Annotated in this window: 21 protein-coding genes and 1 pseudogene; 16 read left to right on the forward strand and 6 right to left on the reverse strand. The window is 62.4% G+C overall.

The window, feature by feature from the left end; translation table 11 throughout:
- Window positions 1–60: 60 nt before the first annotated feature.
- From BJQ17_RS08315 to BJQ17_RS08380, 14 genes are all read left to right on the forward strand, one after another.
- Complete coding sequence (locus BJQ17_RS08315; RefSeq protein WP_019437656.1) at window positions 61–594, forward strand: response regulator; 534 nt, start codon at window positions 61–63, stop codon at window positions 592–594.
- Window positions 595–654: 60 nt separating this feature from the next.
- Window positions 655–2,337 carry a GspE/PulE family protein gene (locus BJQ17_RS08320; protein ID WP_070095878.1) on the forward strand — a complete coding sequence of 561 codons (1,683 nt, stop codon included), beginning with the start codon at window positions 655–657 and terminating at the stop codon, window positions 2,335–2,337.
- A complete protein-coding gene (locus tag BJQ17_RS08325; RefSeq protein ID WP_003247953.1) occupies window positions 2,321–3,100 on the forward strand; it encodes a hypothetical protein in 780 nt (259 codons plus the stop codon). Before BJQ17_RS08320 ends, BJQ17_RS08325 begins: the two co-directional genes overlap by 17 nt.
- A 1-nt stretch (window position 3,101) precedes the next feature.
- Window positions 3,102–3,644, forward strand: coding sequence for a pilus assembly protein (locus tag BJQ17_RS08330; RefSeq protein ID WP_070095879.1), 543 nt, complete (start codon window positions 3,102–3,104; stop codon window positions 3,642–3,644).
- Window positions 3,631–4,194 carry a type 4a pilus biogenesis protein PilO gene (gene pilO, locus BJQ17_RS08335; RefSeq protein ID WP_070095880.1) on the forward strand — a complete coding sequence of 188 codons (564 nt, stop codon included), beginning with the start codon at window positions 3,631–3,633 and terminating at the stop codon, window positions 4,192–4,194. Before BJQ17_RS08330 ends, pilO begins: the two co-directional genes overlap by 14 nt.
- Window positions 4,194–4,700: a hypothetical protein gene (locus tag BJQ17_RS08340; protein WP_070095881.1), complete on the forward strand. Its 507-nt coding sequence runs from the start codon at window positions 4,194–4,196 to the stop codon at window positions 4,698–4,700. Before pilO ends, BJQ17_RS08340 begins: the two co-directional genes overlap by 1 nt.
- Window positions 4,697–6,562: a secretin N-terminal domain-containing protein gene (locus BJQ17_RS08345; RefSeq protein ID WP_070095882.1), complete on the forward strand. Its 1,866-nt coding sequence runs from the start codon at window positions 4,697–4,699 to the stop codon at window positions 6,560–6,562. The genes BJQ17_RS08340 and BJQ17_RS08345 overlap by 4 nt, the downstream gene beginning before the upstream one ends.
- Window positions 6,559–7,038 (forward strand): type II secretion system protein, encoded by a 480-nt coding sequence (locus BJQ17_RS08350; protein ID WP_003247963.1) that lies wholly within the window; start codon window positions 6,559–6,561, stop codon window positions 7,036–7,038. Before BJQ17_RS08345 ends, BJQ17_RS08350 begins: the two co-directional genes overlap by 4 nt.
- Window positions 7,039–7,043: 5 nt before the next feature.
- On the forward strand, window positions 7,044–7,418 hold the full coding sequence (locus tag BJQ17_RS08355) for a type II secretion system protein (RefSeq protein WP_003247965.1): 375 nt from the start codon (window positions 7,044–7,046) through the stop codon (window positions 7,416–7,418).
- Window positions 7,393–7,920, forward strand: a complete 528-nt coding sequence (locus tag BJQ17_RS08360) for a type II secretion system protein (RefSeq protein ID WP_003247967.1) — start codon at window positions 7,393–7,395, stop codon at window positions 7,918–7,920. The genes BJQ17_RS08355 and BJQ17_RS08360 overlap by 26 nt, the downstream gene beginning before the upstream one ends.
- Window positions 7,917–8,318 carry a curli production assembly/transport protein CsgE gene (gene csgE / locus BJQ17_RS08365; RefSeq protein ID WP_070095883.1) on the forward strand — a complete coding sequence of 134 codons (402 nt, stop codon included), beginning with the start codon at window positions 7,917–7,919 and terminating at the stop codon, window positions 8,316–8,318. The genes BJQ17_RS08360 and csgE overlap by 4 nt, the downstream gene beginning before the upstream one ends.
- Window positions 8,315–8,728 (forward strand): curli assembly protein CsgF, encoded by a 414-nt coding sequence (locus BJQ17_RS08370; RefSeq protein WP_003247970.1) that lies wholly within the window; start codon window positions 8,315–8,317, stop codon window positions 8,726–8,728. Before csgE ends, BJQ17_RS08370 begins: the two co-directional genes overlap by 4 nt.
- Window positions 8,729–8,762: 34 nt before the next feature.
- The gene (locus tag BJQ17_RS08375; protein WP_012052154.1) at window positions 8,763–9,614 is read left to right on the forward strand and encodes a CsgG/HfaB family protein; all 852 of its coding nucleotides are present in this window, start codon (window positions 8,763–8,765) and stop codon (window positions 9,612–9,614) included.
- A 68-nt stretch (window positions 9,615–9,682) separates the two neighbouring features.
- Window positions 9,683–9,919 (forward strand): hypothetical protein, encoded by a 237-nt coding sequence (locus BJQ17_RS08380; protein ID WP_003247974.1) that lies wholly within the window; start codon window positions 9,683–9,685, stop codon window positions 9,917–9,919.
- Window positions 9,920–10,164: 245 nt separating this feature from the next.
- On the opposite strand, the gene BJQ17_RS29815 is transcribed toward BJQ17_RS08380, so the two are convergent.
- The 6 genes from BJQ17_RS29815 to BJQ17_RS08405 form a co-directional block, all read right to left on the reverse strand.
- Window positions 10,165–10,437 carry a PAAR domain-containing protein gene (locus BJQ17_RS29815; RefSeq protein ID WP_004574333.1) on the reverse strand — a complete coding sequence of 91 codons (273 nt, stop codon included), beginning with the start codon at window positions 10,435–10,437 and terminating at the stop codon, window positions 10,165–10,167.
- A 3-nt stretch (window positions 10,438–10,440) separates the two neighbouring features.
- Window positions 10,441–10,962 (reverse strand): hypothetical protein, encoded by a 522-nt coding sequence (locus BJQ17_RS08385; RefSeq protein ID WP_256559502.1) that lies wholly within the window; start codon window positions 10,960–10,962, stop codon window positions 10,441–10,443.
- Between the two features lie 422 nt (window positions 10,963–11,384).
- A complete protein-coding gene (locus BJQ17_RS32040; RefSeq protein ID WP_232435425.1) occupies window positions 11,385–13,256 on the reverse strand; it encodes a hypothetical protein in 1,872 nt (623 codons plus the stop codon).
- Complete coding sequence (locus tag BJQ17_RS08395; protein ID WP_003247980.1) at window positions 13,249–14,091, reverse strand: hypothetical protein; 843 nt, start codon at window positions 14,089–14,091, stop codon at window positions 13,249–13,251. The genes BJQ17_RS32040 and BJQ17_RS08395 overlap by 8 nt, the downstream gene beginning before the upstream one ends.
- Complete coding sequence (locus BJQ17_RS08400; RefSeq protein WP_003247981.1) at window positions 14,088–14,663, reverse strand: DUF4123 domain-containing protein; 576 nt, start codon at window positions 14,661–14,663, stop codon at window positions 14,088–14,090. Before BJQ17_RS08400 ends, BJQ17_RS08395 begins: the two co-directional genes overlap by 4 nt.
- Complete coding sequence (locus BJQ17_RS08405) at window positions 14,660–16,762, reverse strand: type VI secretion system Vgr family protein (RefSeq protein WP_003247984.1); 2,103 nt, start codon at window positions 16,760–16,762, stop codon at window positions 14,660–14,662. The genes BJQ17_RS08400 and BJQ17_RS08405 overlap by 4 nt, the downstream gene beginning before the upstream one ends.
- A 221-nt stretch (window positions 16,763–16,983) precedes the next feature.
- On the opposite strand from BJQ17_RS08405, the pseudogene BJQ17_RS08410 reads away from it, so the two are divergent.
- Both BJQ17_RS08410 and BJQ17_RS08415 read left to right on the forward strand, forming a co-directional pair.
- Window positions 16,984–17,374: pseudogene (locus tag BJQ17_RS08410) on the forward strand (CsgG/HfaB family protein); the annotation flags it as partial.
- 342 nt (window positions 17,375–17,716) lie between these two features.
- Window positions 17,717–17,953 carry a hypothetical protein gene (locus BJQ17_RS08415; RefSeq protein ID WP_029380666.1) on the forward strand — a complete coding sequence of 79 codons (237 nt, stop codon included), beginning with the start codon at window positions 17,717–17,719 and terminating at the stop codon, window positions 17,951–17,953.
- Window positions 17,954–18,067: the final 114 nt, after the last annotated feature.

Raw genomic sequence — 18,067 nt, forward strand, 5'->3', positions numbered from 1 at the left:
AAGTCTCTACAAGGGCGTACTTCGCAGACCGGGGAACCGGGCAGTATTGGGGAGTCGACCTTGGTGAACAGAGTATTGGTAGTCGATGACGAACAGACTCTTGCGCAGAACCTGCAAGCGTACCTGCAGGCGCAAGGCCTGGAAGTTCATGTTGCCCACGACGGTGCCAGTGGTATCGAACAGGCTGAAAGCCTGGCACCGCAAGTAGTTGTGCTGGATTACCGCCTGCCCGACATGGAAGGTTTTCAGGTTCTGGAGGCTGTACGCAAGAACAGGCAATGCCACTTCGTGCTGATCACCGCCCACCCCACCGTCGAGGTGCGTGAGCGGGCCGCCGAACTCGGTGTGAGTCACGTCCTGTTCAAGCCGTTCCCACTGATGGAGCTGGCGCGTGCGATCTTCGACCTGCTGGGCATCGAGCGCCGGCGCAGGGCCACGGACAACCCGGCCGAAGGGTTCGTCGAACGACGCCAGAACAGGAACGAATCGTTCCCCCTGCAGTTGTACGATGGAAGCTGGGTGTTGGCCGACCGCCGCCGTAACGGCGCCAAGCCACCAGGGCCCGACGACGATCAACTGCTCACAGGGGAATAGCGGCGCCCGCACCCCTGGCCGAGCCAGCCTGCGACGCGCCCCTGAGCGGAGTCGCAGGCCATGCCAGAAGCATTCGATGCAACCCCGGAAGCGCTATGCGCCTACCCCCGCGAACTGCTGGCCCAGGCCCGTCTGCAAGCCACCGACGAGCGCCTGCTCGACTGCCTGGAACGCCTGGCCTGCGACACCCCCGACACCTTCACCCAGCGCCTTGGCCTGACCCTGCATTACCCGGTACTCGACAGCCACAGCCTGCTGGCCAGCACCCCACGCTTCGACAAGGTGGCCTTGGCCCAGTGCCTCAAGCGTGAATGTGTGCTGATCGAGCAAGGCGGCCAGTTGCTGGGCGTGTTCGCCGACCCCTTCGACCACGCCCGCCTGGCCTGGATCGACGACGTACTGCAAGGCGCGCCGCTTTACCTGGCCCACGCCGCCGACCTGGCCACCTTCCTGGCCCGTCATGAAGAAAGCTTCCACGCAGTCGATGCCCTTGACCACGACGCCGAAGCCAGCAGCGAGAGCGACCCGTTGCAACGCCTGTCGCTGGCCAGTATCAGCGAAGACCAGAGCCGCGTGGTCAAGCTGGTCAACTCCACCCTGTACGACGCCCTCAAGCTGCACGCCAGCGACATCCACCTGGGCATGACCGGCCAGGGCCTGACCATCAAGTACCGGATCGACGGCGTGCTCAACGGTGCCGGCAAGGCCAGTGGCAGCGCCTTCGCCGACCAGGTGATCTCGCGCATCAAGGTCATGGCCGAGCTGGACATCGGCGAAAAACGCGTGCCCCAGGACGGCCGCTTCAAGGTGGCCGTGGGCGACCGGCAAATCGACTTCCGGGTGTCGATCATGCCTAGCATCTTCGGTGAAGATGCCGTGCTGCGGGTGCTCGACAAGCAGGACTTGTCCGACCGGGTCAGCGGCGTGCAGCTGCAAGCCTTGGGCTTTGCCGACGAAACCTTGCGCGCCCTGCGCCGGTTGGCGGCAGAACCCTACGGCATGATCCTGGTCACCGGCCCTACAGGCAGCGGCAAGACCACCACCCTGTACGCCATGATCAGCGAGATCAACCATGGCGTGGACAAGATCATCACCATCGAGGACCCGGTCGAGTATCAACTGCCCGGCGTGCTGCAGATCCCGGTCAACGAGAAGAAGGGCCTGACCTTCGCCCGAGGCCTGCGCTCGATCCTGCGTCACGACCCGGACAAGATCCTGGTCGGTGAAATCCGTGACCCCGACACGGCCCAGATTGCCGTGCAATCGGCGCTCACCGGCCACCTGGTGTTCACCACCATCCACGCCAACAACGTGTTCGACGTGATTGGCCGCTTCAGCCAGATGCAGGTCGACCCCTACAGCTTCGTTTCTGCGCTCAACGCGGTGCTGGCCCAGCGCCTGATTCGCCTGGCCTGCCCGCACTGCGCCACGCCCTGCGAACACGATGACGACACCCTGTATGGCTCAGGCCTGACCCGCGAGGGGGTGGCCGGCTGGACATTCGTCCGTGTCAAGGGCTGCGGCCACTGCCGTGGCAGTGGTTACCGCGGCCGCAGTGCCATTGCCGAACTGCTGCACCTGGATGACGACCTGCGGCAAATGATCGTGGAGCGCCGCCCGCTGGCGCAGATCAAGACGCTTGCCTGCCAGCGCGGCCTGCGCCTGCTGCGCGCCTCGGCCTTGGACCTGGTCCGCGATGGCCGTACCACCCTTGAGGAGATCAACCGTGTCACATTCATCTGACCGTTACTGCGCCGTATTGGGCGCCGAGGGTGTCGGCCTGGGTCGCTGGCACAACAATCACCACCAATGGCTGGGCAGCCGCGCGTTCAGCAGCGACGCCATCCAACCGACCTGGGATGCTGCCGTCGACGGGCTGGCCGCACTGCTGGCCGAGCATGCGGTACGTGGCGCCCAGTTGCGGGTGTTGCTGTCGGCCCGCTACAGCCGCTTCTGCCTGGTGCCCTGGAGTGACGCCATCGGCCACCCTCGCGAGCTGGACGCCTATGCCCGCGCTTGCTTCGAAAACCTCTACGGGCAGCCGTTGGACGACTGGCGCATCGTGCTGTCACCGGAGCCTGCCGGTGCCGCCCGCATCGCCACGGCGCTGCCCGAAGCCTTGCTGCAGCGGCTGCAGGCACTGGGCCGGGAAAGCCGCCTGAGCCTGCGCTCGGTGCAGCCATACCTGATGGCTGCCTACAACCGTTGCTGGTCACAGCTGGAGCAGGGGGACTTCCTGTTCGTGCTGGCCGAGCCGCGCCGCAGTGTATTGCTGCTGGCCGCCGGCGGTGCCTGGCAACAAGTGCTGGCGCAAGGCTGCGCTGACAGCGACCAGGCCCTGCAAGCACTGATCGAGCGTACCTGTGAGCTGTACGGCGAGCACCTGCCGCGGGTGTACCTGCATGCCCCGGGCCGCTGCGACGTGCCGCAACTGGCGGCCGTGCAATTGTGCCAGCCGGCCAGCGAAGCCGACCCGCTGTGCGCCATGTGGCGGGCGGTGGCCTGACATGCGCCGCCTCGACCTGGAATTCCAGCCACGGCGCAGCGGACCGCTGGTTTGGTCGCTGCTCGTCCTTGCCAGCGCCGTGGTCGCCGGCCTGGTGCTGCTGCAGCAACGCTTGCAGACCGAGCAAGTGGCACTGGAAGCCAGCGTCCATAGCCTGGAACTGCAACTGGGCCGCCGCCCGGCCATCGCAGAACCCAAGAACAGCGCTGCCAGCCGGGAGCAGGCTGAGCGCCTGGCACAAATGCGCAGTGTGTCGCAGCAACTGCAACGTCCTTGGCAGCAACTGTTCGCCATGCTTGAAGCCATGCCGCAGGACGACGTCGCGCTGCTCGGCCTGACGCCGGATGCGCGCAAGGGCCAGGTGCGCATTGCCGCCGAGGCGCGCAACCTCGAAGCGATGCTGCAGTACCACCAGCGGCTGGAAGCCAGCGACGAGCTCAGCGACGTGTCGCTGCTCAACCACGAAGTGCTCGCTGCGCGGCCCGAGCACCCGGTGCGCTTCACCCTCACCGCCACCTGGGAGATCGGCCATGCGCGCCCTTGAATCGTTCAGCCGCCTGATCCTCCAGGAGCGCCTACGCGTTGTCGGCCCGGTAGGCCTGGCTGCCGTAGCCGTAGGCCTGCTCGCCATTGGCGTGGGGTGTGCCGGCGTGCTGCCGCAATGGCAAAGCGTACGCGAACTGCGCGCCAGCGAAGCGCAGGCCAGCGAACAGGTAGGGCGTGTCAAGCGGGGTGAGCTGAAATTTGCGGTCCAGCCCGAGCAGCAGGCCCTCGACAGCCTGCGCCAGCAACTGCCCGGTCAGCCCCAGGCCAGCGAGCTGATCGAGCGTCTGTACCGCCTGGCCAGCGCCGAGCGCATCAGCTTGGCCCGCGGTGAATACGCGCTGGGCATCGACCCCAAGACCCAGCTGGCCCGCTACCAGATCGTGCTGCCAGTGCGTGGCAGCTACCCGCAGATTCGCGGCTTTATCAAGGGCCTGCTCAAGCAACTGCCGACGCTGGTGCTGGAAGACCTTGAGCTGCAACGCAAACGCATCGGCGACAGCGAGCTCAATGCCCGCCTGCGCATGACCCTTTACCTGTCGAGGTCATGATGAACACACAACGTGCAGTCATCTGGGCCGGCTTCCTTGGCGTGAGCGCGGCGCTGGCCTGGGCACCGGACCATTGGTTTGGCCAGGACGATGGCGTCGCGGCCTTCGCGGGTAAACCCGCGCCTGCAACAGAAAGCGCTGCGTCCATGGTCGGCGCGGGCTTACCCGCGAAAGGGCCGGAACAGGCCGCCCGCGACCTGTTCCCAACCCAGCAATGGACGCCACCCCAAACCCTGGCCACGGTCACCGAACAACCGGTTATGACCGCACCTGTCGTCGCCGCGGCCCCGACGGCCCCGGAGCTGCCTTTCCAGTTCATCGGCCGCATGGGGGACCGCGACGACCTGCAGGTCTTCCTGCAGAGCGGCGAAAAACTCTACGTCGTGCGCCAAGGCGACGTGATCGAAGACACCTATCGCCTCGATCGGGTATCGGCCAGCGAGCTGAACCTGGTCTACCTGCCTTTGCACCAGTCGCAGACCTTGTCTGTCGGGAGCGCACCATGAAGTCGTCAAAGCTGTGCAAGCCTGCTCCGTTTCTGCTCGTGGCGCTGTGCGTGGCCATTGCCGGTTGCGGCTCCAGTGCGGTTCGCCAGGACAGCGACCAGTTGATGAAAGAGGGCCAGTACGAGGCCGGCATCGCCCGCCTGGAAGAGGCCCTGCGCGACGACCCGCGTGACACAGAGCTGAATATCGCCCTGGCCCACAGCCGCCAGGCGGCTGTCGAGGCCTTGATTACCCAGGCCGACAGCGACCGCGTCCGCCATGACTTCGCCAATGCCCGCATGGGCTATGGCCGGGTGCTCACCCTGGAGCCGAACAACCGCCGCGCCCAGGATGGCATTCGCCAGCTGGAGCTGATCCGTACCCTGGACGAACGCGTAGCGCTTGGTCAGGCGGCGCTGCGCCAGGGCGACCTGTTCGGTGCCGAACGTTACATGCGCGAAGTCTTGCGTCTGGACCCGCAGAACCAGAAGGGCATAACCCTGCGCAGCGACATCGAAAACGTGCAGGCACGCACCGCGCAGCCGTACCCGCAATTACGCAGCAAGCTCGAACGGCCGGTCACCCTGGAGTTTCGCGATGCCAACCTGAAGACCATCTTCGAAGTGCTGTCGCAGGTGGCCGGCATCAACTTCATCTTTGACAAGGACCTGCGCCCGGACATGAAAGCCACCATCTTCGTGCGCGAGGTGCGCATCGAGGACGCGATAGCGCTGCTGCTGGAACAAAACCAGCTGCGCCAGAAGATCGTCAACGACAACACCGTCATGGTCTACCCCGATTCGCCGCAGAAGACCAAGGACTACCAGGAACTGGTCATGCGTACGTTCTACCTGACCAGCATCGACGCCAATACCGCGTTGAACATGGTCAAGACCATGCTCAAGACCCGCGACGTGTTCGTTGACGAGCGCCTCAACACCCTGACCATGCGCGACACGTCGGACGCGGTGCGCATGGCCGAGAAGCTGCTGCAGTCGCAGGACCAGTCCAACCCCGAGGTGGTGCTGGAAGTGGAGGTGATGGAGGTGGCCACCTCGCGCATCCTCGACCTTGGCCTGCAATGGCCGAACACCTTCGGCGTGCTGAACGACGATGGCAACCCGGTCAGCGTGCTCGACCAGCTCAAGGGCATCAATTCCAGCCGCATCAGCATTGCGCCGGCGCCGCAGGCCAAGATCAACGCCCAGGACAAGGACATCAACACCCTGGCCAGCCCGGTGATCCGCGTCAGCAACCGCGAGCAAGCGCGCATCCACATCGGCCAGCGGGTACCGATCATCAGCGCCACCTCGGTGCCGTCGACCCAAGGGCCGGTCATTACCGAGAGCGTCACCTACCTGGACGTCGGTTTGAAGCTTGAAGTGCAGCCCACCGTGCACCTGAACAACGAAGTGGCGATCAAGGTGGCGCTCGAGGTCAGCAACGCCACCCCGCTGGAGGCCACCCGCCAGGGCACCATCCCGGTCCAGGTCGACACCCGCAACGCGCAGACCAGCCTGCGCCTGCATGACGGCGAAACCCAGGTGCTGGCCGGCCTGGTGCGCAACGACCACAACGCCAGTGGCAACAAGATTCCCGGCCTTGGCGATATCCCGGGCCTGGGCCGGCTGTTCGGCAGCAACAAGGACGACATGAGCAAGAGTGAGCTGGTGCTGGCGATCACCCCGCGCATCGTACGTAACCTGCCGTACCAGAGCCCGTCGGACATGGAGTTTTCCACGGGCACCGAGTCGGCCATGCAGGTGCGCCAGATGGCGCCACTGCCGCCGATGGACGTACCCGGTAATGCGCCGACCACCGATGAACCGGTCGTGGACAGCCAGATGGCGGTCGCCCCGGTCAACGGGAGCCCACGGCCATGAACGCGCGGCGTCGCATGCACGGCTTCAGCCTGATCGAGGTGGTGCTGACCCTGGCACTGCTCGGGTTGCTCGCCAGCATGGCCGCGCCGCTGACCGAAACGGTGGTACGCCGCGGCAAGGAGCAGCAACTGCGCGAGGCGCTGTACCAGATTCGCGACGCCATCGATGCCTACAAGCGGGCCTTCGACGCCGGCTACATCGAGAAGCGCGTGGACAGCAGTGGCTACCCGCCGAACCTGCAGGTGCTGGTAGAGGGCGTGCGCGATGTGCGCAGTGCCAAGGGCGCCAAGTTCTACTTCCTGCGGCGCATCCCGCACGACCCGCTGGTGGCGGCAAAGGATGAAGACGAAGGCGGCTGGGGCCTGCGCGCCTACGACAGCAGCCCCGACAACCCGCGCGATGGCGAAGACGTGTTCGACGTGTATTCCAGGGCCCGCGGCAAAGGCCTGAACAATATCCCTTACGGGCAATGGTGACAGCCATGAAACGCAGCAAAGGCTTCACCCTGATCGAACTGCTGGTGGTGATGGCGATCATCGCCACGCTGATGACCATCGCCATGCCGCGCTACTTCAACAGCCTGGAAAGCTCGCGCGAGGCCACCCTGCGTCAGAGCCTGGCAGTGCTGCGCGAGGCGCTGGACCACTACTACGGTGATACCGGCCACTACCCCGATTCGCTGGAACAACTGGTGGAGCAACGTTACCTGCGCAACACACCGGTCGACCCGATCACCGAGCGCAGCGATGCCTGGCAGCTGGTGCCGCCGCCCGAGGGCGTGGCGGGCGGCGTGGCCGATATCAAGAGCGGTGCCACAGGGAGGGCGCGTGATGGCAGCCTCTTCGCTGAATGGTAAGGCCAACGGCGGCTTCACCTACCTGGGTGTGCTGCTGCTGATCGCGGTCAGCAGCGTGGCCCTGGCGGCCACCGGCACGATCTGGGCGAGCGCCGCCCAGCGCGACCGCGAACGCCAGTTGCTGTGGGTCGGCAGCCAGTACGCCCAGGCCCTGCGCAGCTACTACCGCGCATCCCCCGGGCTGGCCCAGTACCCGCAAGACCTGGCCGACCTGCTGCAGGACAACCGTTTCCCGCAGGCCAAACGGCACATCCGCAGGCTTTACCCTGACCCGATCAGCAACAGCGACGAATGGGGCCTGCTGCGCTCGATCGACGGTCGTATCACTGGCGTCTACAGCCGTTCGGACGCCACCCCTTTCAAGCGCAGTGGCTTCAGCGCCGAATGGAGCGGGTTCGAGGGGATGGAGCACTACAGCGACTGGCAGTTCGTCGCCGAGCAGGCCTTTACCGAAAGTGCACGCGGTGTGCAGACGAATGCGGGCCCGGGAGACACGCCATGAAGTGCCTGACTGCGCTGTGCCTGAGCCTGCTGCTGATGGCTGGGGGGGCCACCTGCGCCAAGGCGGGTGCTGAAGACGAGATGCAGGGTTTTATCGTCGACAACACCATCTCGCACATTGGCCACGACTTTTACTACTACTTCGCCGACCGCCTGCGTGCCACCAGCCGTCTGGACTTCAACCTGGTGGTACGCGAACGCCCCGATGCCCGCTGGGGCAGCCTGGTGACGGTGGAGTTCGAGCGTGAAGTGGTGTACCGCCGCTTCCTGCCACCCAATACCACCGAGCTCAAAGACGAGGCCGTCGCCGCTGCCGACCTAGTCAAGCAGCAGATCATTCAACGCAAGCTGCAACGCCTGCTACAGGACACCACCGACTTGGAGAGGGACGAGCTATGAACCACCGCATACCCCGTTGCATTGCCGCCTGCCTGCTGGCCAGCGCCTGTGCTGCCCAGGCCACCGAGCTGGTGTACACCCCGGTCAACCCGGCCTTTGGCGGCAACCCGTTGAACGGCACCTGGCTGCTGAACAACGCCCAGGCGCAGAACGACTACGACGACCCGGACCTCAAGGACCGCGCCTCGGCCTTTACCGGCACCACGGCCCTTGAGCGCTTCAGCAACCAGCTGGAGTCGCGGATGTTGTCGCAGTTGCTGGACAACATCAGTAACGGCAACACCGGCAGCATGGCGACCGATGCGTTTCTCATCGACGTCATCGACGATTCCGGGGCCTTGAGCATCAAGGTCACCGATCGTGCCACAGGAGAAATTTCGATCATTGAGGTCAGCGGCCTGAACCCCTGAGAGGGAAGGGCTTTTATGTTGGGGAGAGAACACCATGAAACGTCTGCTGAGCGCGCTGCTGATCCTCACCGCCCTGGGCCTGCAAAGTGGTTGCAGCCTGCGCGAACCCATGTCGGCCGAACAGGACTCGGAAACCCCGACCCTGACCCCTCGGGCCTCGACCTACTACGACCTGATCAACATGCCACGGCCCAAAGGCCGGCTGATGGCCGTGGTGTACGGCTTCCGCGACCAGACCGGGCAGTACAAGCCGACCCCGGCCAGCTCGTTTTCCACCAGCGTCACCCAAGGCGCGGCCAGCATGTTGATGGACGCCTTGAGTGCCAGCGGCTGGTTCGTGGTGCTGGAGCGTGAAGGGCTGCAGAACCTGCTGACCGAGCGCAAGATCATCCGCGCATCGCAGAAAAAGCCTGATGTGGCGGAAAACATCATGGGCGAGCTACCACCGTTGCAGGCCGCCAACCTGATGTTGGAGGGCGGCATCATTGCCTACGACACCAACGTGCGCAGCGGCGGCGAAGGCGCCCGCTACCTAGGCATCGACATCTCCCGCGAGTACCGGGTGGACCAGGTCACCGTCAACCTGCGCGCTGTGGACGTGCGCACCGGGCAGGTGCTGGCCAACGTGATGACCAGCAAGACCATCTACTCGGTAGGGCGCAGTGCCGGCGTGTTCAAGTTCATCGAGTTCAAGAAGCTGCTGGAAGCCGAGGTGGGGTATACCACCAATGAACCGGCGCAGTTGTGCGTGCTGTCGGCGATTGAATCGGCGGTGGGGCACTTGCTGGCGCAGGGGATCGAGCGGCGGTTGTGGCAGGTGGCGGGGGATCCAGCTGATGGCAAGGCCACGGTGGACAAGTTCTTGAGCCAGAATCAGCAGCCTTGAAGCAGATTCAACGGCACCTGCGCGGTCGATGTGTGGACCTTGTGTCGCGATAATGCAGCCATCCACCGTTGTTCGCCGTTCGTTCCGGCGTGGATTACGAAGATGCGCTGGTGCACCTGTCCACGCTGCTGAAAGGGGCGTTTGCGACCAACCTCAAGGCGCTGGAACTGGCCAAGGGCACCTGCCGTGATCTGTTGTTGAGCAATGACCATGGGTTGGATTCGGCCAAGGCGGTGGTGGAGGCGTTGCTGGATGGGGTTGAGAGGCAACCGTTGGCCGGGCGCGGGAATGCGGTGCAGGACTGAGGGCGGGGCGTCCAGGTGCTTGGCGATCGGGATTGGGCGCCTGTAAGATCGAACGCCGCCCGCGCGGCAAGCCCGCACACACTTGTTTCGGTCCGGCCACTTCTGTGTGGTTATCTTTATCCGCCTCGTTTGTCCGATCCGATATCGAGGGTTGCTCCGCTGATTGTCAGGTGAGGGCGCATTGGCAAAAGATTAATTGGCCCGAAACCAATGTGTGGAACAAGCCCCGAAGATCCGCTGCGCGCTCATTCATCTTTGGCGTAAGGTCCCGAGCAGGTGGATGAAACCCTGCATCCACACGCAAGCTCTGCCGGCTCGAACACCAACGCAATACCGTTGCACAGCACACCACGATCACCGCCAGATACCAGTGCAAATGTCCCACCATGAAGCGGGCAGGGCGCATGATCACCAAGGATGCATTGCGGCCGCCCGTTGACAACCATCCCGCTTCCTTCCCCCATCCGGCCTCCGCCACTGTGAGGGTCGCCTTTGCGAATTGCGCCTTTTCTGGACATCGCTCAATCCTCTGCACTGTTCTGCACGACGGCTTCGTAAAGCCCAGCCGGTACGGCATCGGGATCATACTTGCAGGCCGCAGCCAGGAAACTCATCAGTAACTCATCCGGCTCGAAGCGCATGCCTGGCGGGCAGGTCAGCTGAGCGTAGGGCGTCTTCATCAGTGGGTGGTCGATGGAAGGGTTTGGCAGGCCCATCGAGCGCCGCAGGTTGAGAATGGCGAGGATTTCGGCAGGGTAGACGGCTTCAAAGGGCGAGCCGAATTCGAAGCTGCCGGAGTCGAGTTCGCGGGAAGTCAGGGCGATGCGTTCAACGTGGGTATCGCAGGCGGTGACCAGCATCGGCATCAGCTTGTCGGGGTCGGGCTCGCGCCAGTGAGCGACCAGCTGGCCCCAGGCAGGGTCGCGGGGCAGGGCGTGTTTGTCGAGGTCTAGCGGTTTGTCTAGCCAGTCGCCGATGATGCTCAGGCCAAAGGCGGCGTAACGTAGCGTGGTGCCAATCGGTGGATTGTGACCATCTCTCACACCGTAGCCATTGTTAATGCCGGAGAAGACTGCATCATGGCAAGGTACTACCACCGTAAATTGTCCGGTTGCCAGGGCGCATAGCATTACATGGGTGATGCCATCCAGATCATCAAGGCCGGTTCGGGAAGTGCCTTTAAGATTCTCGATGATTACGCTGTTTCCTACTAATAGCCTCAATATGCCCGTAGCCAGTGTTTGGGGCGCTTTCGCGTATGGGTTTTCAGCGGCTTGGAGTAGACTGTCTCCTATGCTATTCATGCCGAGCCTGAATACTTCGTCGGCGGCAATAGCGATGCTGTCATTCCCTTGTATGTAATCAGTGATTCTGCGTCTTTCAAGTGATGCGTCAGATGATGCCCAATCGCGAATGTTTCTGAGGCTACTGGTTAGTCGAGATCTAGAGGTTGATGCCATTTTCGTCACCAGGTATTTATCTGAATTCCGGTCGAGTTGCCCGCAACCTTGTTTAGCTGTCCGCTAGGAGCAAGAAACACCTGCGCGTGAAGGTATGAGATTTTTCCGCTGCTCATTGCATTGCGCAGATGTGTTGCTTTGGCTGCAATCTCAGGCATTGCTACCTTCAGGTTGTCGATGTTCCAGCCTCCCTTCCTTCGTGCTATCAATCTTTGTATACGCTCCACATTCGCACTTCCGCCGGCCATTTGTGTGTTCAGGAATCCAGGCGTCCTGCTTTTTCCAAGGGTCGTCTTCACTTCTATCACCAACAACGTCCCCGCCTCGAACTTCAGCTCGTTCAGCGGCGCCGTGCCTTTCAGCCCATCAATGTGATGGCGCATTTCCTGCGTCGTCGGATTTCGTACCGTCATCGAAGGCGGAGGCGGTACGTACACCAGCATGTCGATGCCTTGGTCGCTCTTGTTCTTCAAGCCGAACTGGCTGGGCCGGGAGGGGTGGGTACTCATGCCGAGGATGTTTTCGGGCTTGACCTTCCAGTGACTGACCAGGGCCGCTGCCAAGGCTTCTTCGCCGGCATCGGCGACGACGCGGGTCAGGCTACCGCCCATACGCACTGGGCCGACGCTGTGCTGGATCAGTGCCACCAGCCGGTCACGCAGGGTGGTGGCCATGAAGGCGTAGTCGGCCTTGCCGCCGACCACGTCGAGTGCGACCTGGCTGGCATTGCGGTCTACCGAGTGCAGTTCGCGGGCAGTGACCGATAGCTCACCTTCGCGGGTGCGGCGCTGGATGCGGGTTTCCAGTACGGTGACTTCGCCAGCGCTGCGGTTGCCCAGGCGACGGACGTCTTCTTGCGACAGTGCGGCGTTGTCCAGGTGCACGGTAGTGATACTCCCAGGCCGCAGCTTGTGCATCAGCCAGCGGGCGCCGCCCATGGCGGCCGGCAGCAGCAAGGCCAGGTTGATGGCCATGAACACTTGCTTGCCACGTGCCTCGGCGGTGCCTGGGTCGGCCAGGCGCGCCAGGTCGGTGAAGAACTGCTCGCCGATACTCAGGCCTTCGCCGGTGATCATGCGGCTGCTGCCATCGATCATGGCGTCTGCTGCCAGGGCGGCTTCCAGGGCGACGAAAGCATAGCGGCCGCGGGTGAGGGCACCCTTGACACCCCGCATCACCGGGATGACTGCCAGAAGCCCGAGGGCGAATTCGCCCGCACCGATAACGCCTTGCCACAGGCGTGCGCGGCCCTTGGCTTCGGCATAGTGGCGGGCCAGCTGTTCGCAGGCCAGGTTGATTGGGTACAGGCCGCTGGGTGTGTGCCAGGTGTAGGGTGGACTGATGCGCTGGGTGCCGTGCTCGTCGATGTATTCTTCCCGTTGCGCTTCGCGCCACTCTACGTGGGTGAAGGTGGCGAAGTAGATCTTGTGGTCGGTGAACAGGAAATTGCTGTGCAGGGTGAAGCCGAAGCCTTGCTGGTCGCGCTTGCCCATGTGGTCGAGTACTGGCGGGGCCAGTTCGTCCAGGCGGATTTCATCGTCGATGCATACCAATTGCAGCTTTTCGCGAGCGGCAAAGGCGTAAAAATCTGCCAGCCAGGCATTGCCCAGCGTATCGCCAGCATGTTCCAGCACTTGCTGGAGGAAGGTGTCGCGGTGATTGCGTACTGGGTCGCGGATCCAGGGGTTGTTGCGAAACCAAGCGGGGCCAACGCCGTTCTGCGACGGAATGCCCAGTAACTGGTCGCAGCCATCACCACCGTCGAGCGAAAACATTGCACCGGGAAGAGAGCACGGCACGCAAATGTCTGGAGGAATGGGTAGCGCTCCGTTGAGTGCGGCATGACTCAAGGCTTGTAAAGCAGATGATTCAAACATGCGGGCTCGGCTCCTTGAGTGCCTGTTGATGAGCTGCAAGTTGACTTGCCAACGCGTGGCGTCGCTCGCTGGGCGAGTCGGTGGCCTCCAGCGACTTCACCCAGGGAGTGAACAAAGGGTTGAGGAAGAAGTAACGACCGAATGCTATGGCCAGGAGGACATGCAGCAGCACTCGGTTGCGGGACAATTGGGACAGCTTGTGCAGGTCGTCGGAGGGCTGCGGTAGCCGTTTGCCGTAATAGCGATAGGCGCGGATTTCGTTTCCGTTAAGCTCCACGTGGTCGATGACGGGCAGCGCATAGCGGCTGCAGGCATCCGACTCATAGCGGCAATAGCACGCATGATATGCGTCTTCAGGTACGCCACGCAGGGCCATCAGTTGTTCCAGCGATCGCCACCGGCGGTCTTGGTCGCGGTCGTCGTCGGTCCAGCGCAACATCCCCAGTGTGATGTCGTGCATGGGGGTAAGCTGACGCTCCCACCGTGAACGGTGATTTGCCGCCTGCATGGTCAGCAGGTCAAGTTGCTCATTCTGGGTGAGGCCAGGTGCTTGTCTGATTGACCACACCGATTCGCACGCGGGATCGGCCCACCACCCCAAGCCTAACAATAAATGGCTGAGCACGAGCAAGCTGTACTCCTTGCCGCAGGTGTAACCGTTTTTGCTGACGAGCGCCCCCGCTTTGGCTACGAAGGGAGGAACATCCTCGCCGCGGGTATGAAAGCGTGGAAGCGAACCATTCAACGTCTCTAGCAGGAAGTCAGACAGCCTGCGGTTGGTTGACCACAGTACCGCCCCTTGTAGTGCATCCAGATCCAGACTTTGCAGAATCATCCCGACACCTCATGGCGCAGTGGCAGCCAAGCCAGGCAGCCCTCCCGTTCGCTGCCATGTTCTGCTTGCTCAAACAGCGGCTGTGCGCCGAGCGCAAGCCCGGTGCGCGCATCGTGGAAGTAGAGCCTGCGTACCCGTCCGTTGTCGAACAGCCGGCCCAGGATGTCTGGGCGGTAGGTCAGTGAGGCGACGTACAGGCTTAATGATTGGGGGTCACCAAGCCTCAAAAAATAACGACGTCGTCCTGCCTGAGCTTTGCCAAAGCGGCGCAGGTGCCGTGCGAGCGCTTCAAGGGGCAAGGCGGCCTCGATCACGGTACCGGTGAAACGCCCCTTCAGTGCGCCTAGCCACGCGTCCACTTCGCTGCCCGCGATGAGTTGGAAGAGTATTGGGGCATGCCTCTCCAACCCGGCGTCATATTCCAGATACCAAAGGCTGTGGTGTTGGCTGGCATGAAACTCCAGCCTACCCAGCAGGTCCGGATTGGCCGACGCTTCGGCAAGCACGAACAGGCTTGCGTTCACGGTCCCCGTGCACAGGCTTCCCTCAGTTAGTTGGCGGTGCAGGCTCATGCGTCATCCTCACCGGCAAAAGGGCACTCTTCGATCAGCGGCGAGCCCTCGCGGACAGCGGCTTCGATGGCATCGAGTTGGGCCTGTACCGGTGTCTGGTAGGTGACGTTGCCTTTGAAGCGGATGTTGGGCGCTTCGATGGTGATACCGTCGGCATCGAAAATGATCTTGCCGCTCGGACCACGGATGTGGATCCGTTCCGTACCCTGAAGCATGTACGCCCGGGTCAACAGGCGTTGCGCCGTGCGGGCCTCAATGGCACGCGTGCCTTCGATGACAAGAGACTGGTCGCCGCCGATGTTCAGGCTGTGGTCGGCGGTGATCTTGGTGCGGCTTGAGTTACCGACCGTGTGGATGTCGTTGCGGTCGATCCTGGTGAAACGGTCCTGGTGAACATGATCGCGGCGGTCCCGGCCTGTTTCGATTGATTCGTCACGCGCAATGCTGGTGGTGTGGTCCCGGCCTGTTGCAGTGGTGCGGTCGTTACCGACATTGAGGGTCTGGTCGTGCTTGACCTTGGTGTTCATATCCCTTTCTGCATGCATGAACACTTCTTGGCGACCCAGTTCATCTTCGAATCGCAATTCGTTGAAGCCATTGCCCTTGTGGGTCTGGCTCTTGATGGTCATGCGGGTCTTGTGTTCCGGCAGGTCATAGGGTGGCAGTTGATCCCCGCAGTAGGTGCGTCCGGTGATCATTGGTTGGTCGGGGTCGGCGTTGACGTATTGGATGATCACATCCTGGCCGATGCGCGGGATGGCCATCGAGCCCCAGCTGCCCCCGGCCCAGCCTTGCGACACGCGTACCCAGCAGGAGCTGAACTCATTGTTGTTGCTTTCCCGATCCCATGGGAAGCTGACCTTGACTCGCCCCCATTCGTCGCAATAGATCTCTTCGCCGGTTGGACCGACAACGGTAGCCATCTGTGGGCCATCGATACGAGGCCTGTCCAGCGGTGCGGGTCGCCATTCGATTCGGCCGGGCACCAGCACGGCTTTCTGTGTGTAGCGTGTACTCTGATCGGCACCGCTTGCTTCTTCCTGCAGACTGGTGAATTGGCTGCCTTCATGGTGCACACGCATCACGCGCCAGTGTGCGTTGAGATCTTTGCGGGGATGTTCGACAAGGGTGAAACTCAGGCCTGGCTGCAGCCGTACATCGTCGCCTTCAACCTCCGCAATGCAGGCATCATGACGCAGGGCGGTGAGACGGTTGGCTGTGAAGGGCACGCCAACCGCATCACGCTTGTAACGGCCGGGGTAGTCGAAACGCTCATAGTTCCGGGACTGATGGGTGATACGACTGTCGGATGCTCGGTGTTCCTGCCGATACTGTGGGTTAGTAAAGGTGTAGTCACGTTGCACCTGCCGCGAAGTACGAACCTGTTCGCTGTAATGCAGGCGCTTCAGGCAAGGCCTGGCCTGATCGCCACCGCCCATGGCCCGGTACAGTACCTGGTCGGGACCGACCTCGTCCTGTTCGAAAAAGCCTTCATTGTCTTCATCGGCAGTTGTTGCCCATCGGCTGATCTGTCCCAGCGTCAGTAGCCGGTCGGTGATGACCAGTTGATGGTGTTTCGGCGTGTGCTCGAAGCAATAGACGAAACCCTCTTCGCCCGCCAGGCGGGCGATGAAATGGAGGTCGGTTTCACCGGCCTGCACACAGAACTCGCGTACCTGGTGCTCACCGATGCTCCTGATTTCATAACGGCTGATGCCTTGACGCTGCAGCATCAGTTCAAGGATTTGCGGTACGGTTTTTTGCTGGAAGATGCGCCAGTTTGAACGCAACTCGGCCCGGGCCAGCGTCGGCTCGACCAAGGCGTGGTAACGAGTGCGGTAAAAGCCGGTTTCGCCCTGGCTGAACGTGCTGATCAGACCGTGCACGAAGCGCAGTGGGCGCTGGCCTTTCCAAATAGTGAACAGCGCCGGTTTATCGAGCAAATTACCGAAGTCGGCGTCATCCTCGTGACTGATCAATTCCAGCCTCAGCTGGAAGGGTGCGCTGATGGCTTCGTCAAGTTCGAATGAAACTACCTCGAATTCATGATCACCGGCCAAGGGCTGGAAGCTGAAGCGCAGATCGGATTGTCGGTACATGGCATGTCCTTGATGCGCGGGGCACAGCCCTGTGGGCGCTGCAACGTGGAGTAGCGTTCAGGGTGAGGGTGTACTGGAAGGGTACGAGCGCCGTGGAGGGATGGAAATAAACGGGGTGTTGATGATTTGGCGCCAAGTAGGAAGCTTCTGATATTTGTAACTCAGTGTTTATCTTCCTTGCTCAACCCTAACGGGCTCCATCAACCAGATGAGGCCCAACCGACACCAACGTGCGCAGCGGTGGCGAAGGTGCCTGCTACCTGGGGATCGACATCTCCGGCGAGTACCGGGTGGACCAGGTCACCGTCAACCTGCGCGCTGTGGACGTGTGCACGGCAGGTGCTGGCCAACGTGATGACCAGCAAGACCATCGACGCGGTAGGGCGCAGTGCCGGCGTGTTCAAGTTCATCGAGTTCAAGAAACTGCTGGAAGCCGAGGTGGGGTATCCCACCAATGAACCGGCGCAGCTGTGCGTGCTGTCGGCGATTGAAGCGGCGGTGGAGCACTTGGTGGCGCAGGGGATCGAGCGGCGGTTGTGGCAGCCCGCCAGGAGTGCGATCAGGCAACAGAAGTGTTACTGCGCATGCCCTCAGCTTGAAACCCTTCCCTGACCTCGGTAGTCTTTTCCCGCTGCTGTCAATCCAGCAGTCGGGTTTGGTCACCCGCAATCATCAAGGCGCACAAGCGCCCGCTCTGCGATACAGTTGGCGCTTTTTTGTGCCCGGCTGTTTCGTTTTATGGCGGCTGTGCGTGGGGCGCCTCCGTGCGCGCCGGTTTCCTTGATTCCCGGTTGACCAACCCGCGTACAGTCGCCACCCATTCGTTTGGTCACGTTGTGTGGCGACTCCAGTGAATCAAGGAGCGACACAATGACAAAAGGCTTACCTGATCCTCCTGTACGCGCCACCACGGCGGCCTCCAGTTTCTCCACCTGCGAATGCAGCCATCCACCGTTGTTCGCCGTTCGTTCCGGCGTGGATTACGAAGATGCGCTGGTGCACCTGTCCACGCTGCTGAAAGGGGCGTTTGCGACCAACCTCAAGGCGCTGGAACTGGCCAAGGGCACCTGCCGTGATCTGCTGTTGAGCAATGACCATGGGTTGGATTCGGCCAAGGCGGTGGTGGAGGCGTTGCTGGATGGGGTGGAGAGGCAGCAGCTGGCTGGGCGGAAGGCGGCGTCGAGTGCCTGACGGGGCTTGGGTATTGGTGATAGCGATCGATATCCCTGATTGACCTCGAGGGCCTGCTTCGCGGGCTCGCCCGCTCCCACAGGTATGCGCAGTCCTCAGGCTTGGTGCCACCCT

It is taken from the genome of Pseudomonas sp. NBRC 111139 (assembly GCF_001753955.1).
GTDB lineage: Bacteria > Pseudomonadota > Gammaproteobacteria > Pseudomonadales > Pseudomonadaceae > Aquipseudomonas > Aquipseudomonas alloputida.